A 2,672-nucleotide genomic window follows, 5' to 3' on the forward strand; every position below is an offset into this window, starting at 1 on the left:
AATTTTTAGGTTGGTAACTGTAGTGCCCGGAGCCAGAATAGGCTACGTCAAAGATGGTGTCGTCCGACCGATTGACGACGGTATTCACGACGCGCACGAGGTGATGTTCAGGATTATCTTCTTCCAGATCCAATGGCAATTAAAGTTGATTCATGGTGTATCGAATGTACAAAAGAAACTTATCCTTTGAAATGTTGGTAGCACTTCCATTTTACAAAAGAAAGGTTTTTGATTTTAGAAGGTTTAGAGAAACTTTTTTCGTTTAACCAGCAGAGGGGACGGGCTAATTATGAAAAAGTGATAGCGGTCGCTTTGGTCTCCGATTTTCACCTGCTAAGGGAAAAATAAAATCTGGAGAGCACAACGATTGGAACAATGGTCCGCTCAAGAAGTGTCCTCACTATGCGCAACTGTCTATTCGACTCAAATACAAGGGATGTACCGGCGATTTCATGCTTATTGCCCCCGTTTTTCCGAGCCCACAATATTTAATCTTCAACTATTCAATTTTGTACTTTAATTCGTAACTCCCCCTGGTTTTATTCCCCGTAATTTCAAATCGGTAAATTCCATCCTTGTTTACCCCAATCTTCTCGTCTCCTGACTCATTGATACTCATATCCTGAATCAGTTGATTATCAGGATCGTAAAGCTTTATCGTCAGTTCTCCCTTTTCAACCTTAGATTGATAGTTAATGGCAAGTGTTTCACCGCTTTTCAGCCTAACCTTCTTCTCTTCTGTACCTGTAAACAGCCTATATGATGCCTTTACCTTGTTTTTAGAGCTGGAGTTGGAACCTACAAACATCACTGTCTTATCGCAAGCAGCCAGCACCGTTACAATCAACAGCACTAAAGTTCCCAATAAGACCCACTTTTTCTTCATCTCTTTCACACCCCTTAAGTTTGTATTAGCTTACCGCAGTGAGGACATTGTAACAGCTTATTCGCCTGTTCAGTTTCCGCAAGAGAGTGCTGCTGCCTGCGGGCGAATAAATAGAGCAGGAGTCCGATGAAATTGGGAATATAGATGACAGCAAGCATCCATAACCAGGTATTCATATTTCTCCTAGCTGCGTCTTTATAGATAAATACAGCTATCAGCACATTCAAAGCTATAAAAAGTAACGCGAAACCCACAGTCACAATGATCCATACAAAATCATCCTTCAATGTGTCATCCAGATAAGGAACCATTGCGAAGAAAATCGCGATAAATCCCAATAAAACAATAGCTGTAAATGCCCAAAAAATAAACTTTTCAAGTATTATTCGGTTTTTCATAGTTCTCCTCCCGAAATTGCAATGTCGCTTATCGGTTCTATCTAATGTTCCAGACTTTTATCTATTTCATTATCGATGACTCAATGTTCCTCCGAAGACCTTGTATACAAGTAGTGCTACAGCAATGACTTGAAAAAGACAAAAAACCATCAATATGACAATTTTCCAGAACAAGAACAACGGACCGGCTAATAGAAAAAACGTAAGAAGCAAAGCTAAAATTAAATTCATTGTAGCTGCACCGATCAAGGCACTCATATTCTTACTTTCGTTAATTTTTCGGATCGTACTGGAGACTAAATGAGGCGGGGCTACTACCGGAGCGCTAAAATATTCTTTTATTAGCTCCTCTCTTTCCGTTGGTAATTCCACTATTTCAGCTCCTTCATTGTTGTTTTAAGCAGTTTTTTTCCTTGATTTAGTCTGGACTTTACGGTGCCGAGCGGAACACCAAGAATCTCACCAATACTCTCATAGCTGAATTCTTCATAATAATACAGAATTAATGGGGCTAGATAACGCTTAGGCAGACTTCGCAGGCATTGTTCCAAGTACAGATACTGCTCTTTTTTCAGTAAATATTCCTCCGTTAATGGAGAGGCATCCCTGGTTTCCGTGAATTCGCTGTCTTCATAATTCCAAGCAGTCATCAGACGTTCTCTCAGTTTTTTCCATTTTCGATATCGATCCCTATGCAAATTAATGGTCACCTGAAATAGCCAAGCTTTAAACGGCCGCTCCGGATCATACTTCTCCAACTTACGGAATACACGTACCCATACTTCCTGGAATAAGTCTTCTGCTTCCTGCTTCTCCAAGGAAAGATGACAGCAAAACCGAAATAAATCATCCTTATACTTATTTATCAAATGTTCAAGAGCCTGTTTCTCTCCAGATTTATAGCCTTCTATAAGCTGTCTGTCGCTAATCATTCTCCCCTCCATTTGCCTTTTCACCTTACATTACGAAAGATAATGTACATTGTTCGAAATTTCACAAGAAAAGGAAATAATTTTCTGTCTCATCAATGATTGCAAGTCAAATACTGCCGTTGTTGATACGTTTTAATGATGTCATCTGGTTCCTGCAAGGTGTAAAATAAAAAAATTTGCCGTCCTTGTTTCTCTCACGTAACCGACACCCCGTAGGAACTAAGGTTAAACTATTTATTAGTTCTAGCAACTACCGACTTCGCATGCTCTCCGAGGTTGCCTGGAATATAGTGATATCTCTTATATTGCACCTGCGAATATCCGTGAGACCGCTAATTCTCGTGCATCCACTCCGATTTCCCGCAGACTCAGACATTTCCGGGGAAACCAGCAGATCTGCCGGGATCTACGGGATTTTTCCCGTTATTTCCGGGGAAACCAGCAGATCTGCCGGGA

The 2,672-nt window shown here is 40.6% G+C and carries 4 protein-coding genes; all 4 read right to left on the reverse strand.

Annotation, left to right across the window (positions count from 1 at the left end; all coding sequences use genetic code 11):
• Positions 1 to 499 precede the first annotated feature (499 nt).
• The 4 genes from AQR02_RS17670 to AQR02_RS17685 all read right to left on the reverse strand — a co-directional run bounded on the left by AQR02_RS17670 (position 500) and on the right by AQR02_RS17685 (position 2,216).
• Positions 500 to 886, reverse strand: coding sequence for a hypothetical protein (locus AQR02_RS17670; RefSeq protein ID WP_054941606.1), 387 nt, complete (start codon positions 884 to 886; stop codon positions 500 to 502).
• Positions 887 to 900: 14 nt separating this feature from the next.
• The gene (locus AQR02_RS17675; protein ID WP_054941607.1) at positions 901 to 1,284 is read right to left on the reverse strand and encodes a PLDc N-terminal domain-containing protein; all 384 of its coding nucleotides are present in this window, start codon (positions 1,282 to 1,284) and stop codon (positions 901 to 903) included.
• Between the two features lie 69 nt (positions 1,285 to 1,353).
• The gene (locus tag AQR02_RS17680; RefSeq protein WP_054941608.1) at positions 1,354 to 1,656 is read right to left on the reverse strand and encodes a hypothetical protein; all 303 of its coding nucleotides are present in this window, start codon (positions 1,654 to 1,656) and stop codon (positions 1,354 to 1,356) included.
• A complete protein-coding gene (locus AQR02_RS17685; RefSeq protein WP_054941609.1) occupies positions 1,656 to 2,216 on the reverse strand; it encodes an RNA polymerase sigma factor in 561 nt (186 codons plus the stop codon). Before AQR02_RS17685 ends, AQR02_RS17680 begins: the two co-directional genes overlap by 1 nt.
• Between the last annotated feature and the right edge of the window lie 456 nt (positions 2,217 to 2,672).

The organism is Paenibacillus ihuae, assembly GCF_001368795.1.
In the GTDB taxonomy this organism is placed as follows: domain Bacteria; phylum Bacillota; class Bacilli; order Paenibacillales; family Paenibacillaceae; genus Paenibacillus_AQ; species Paenibacillus_AQ ihuae.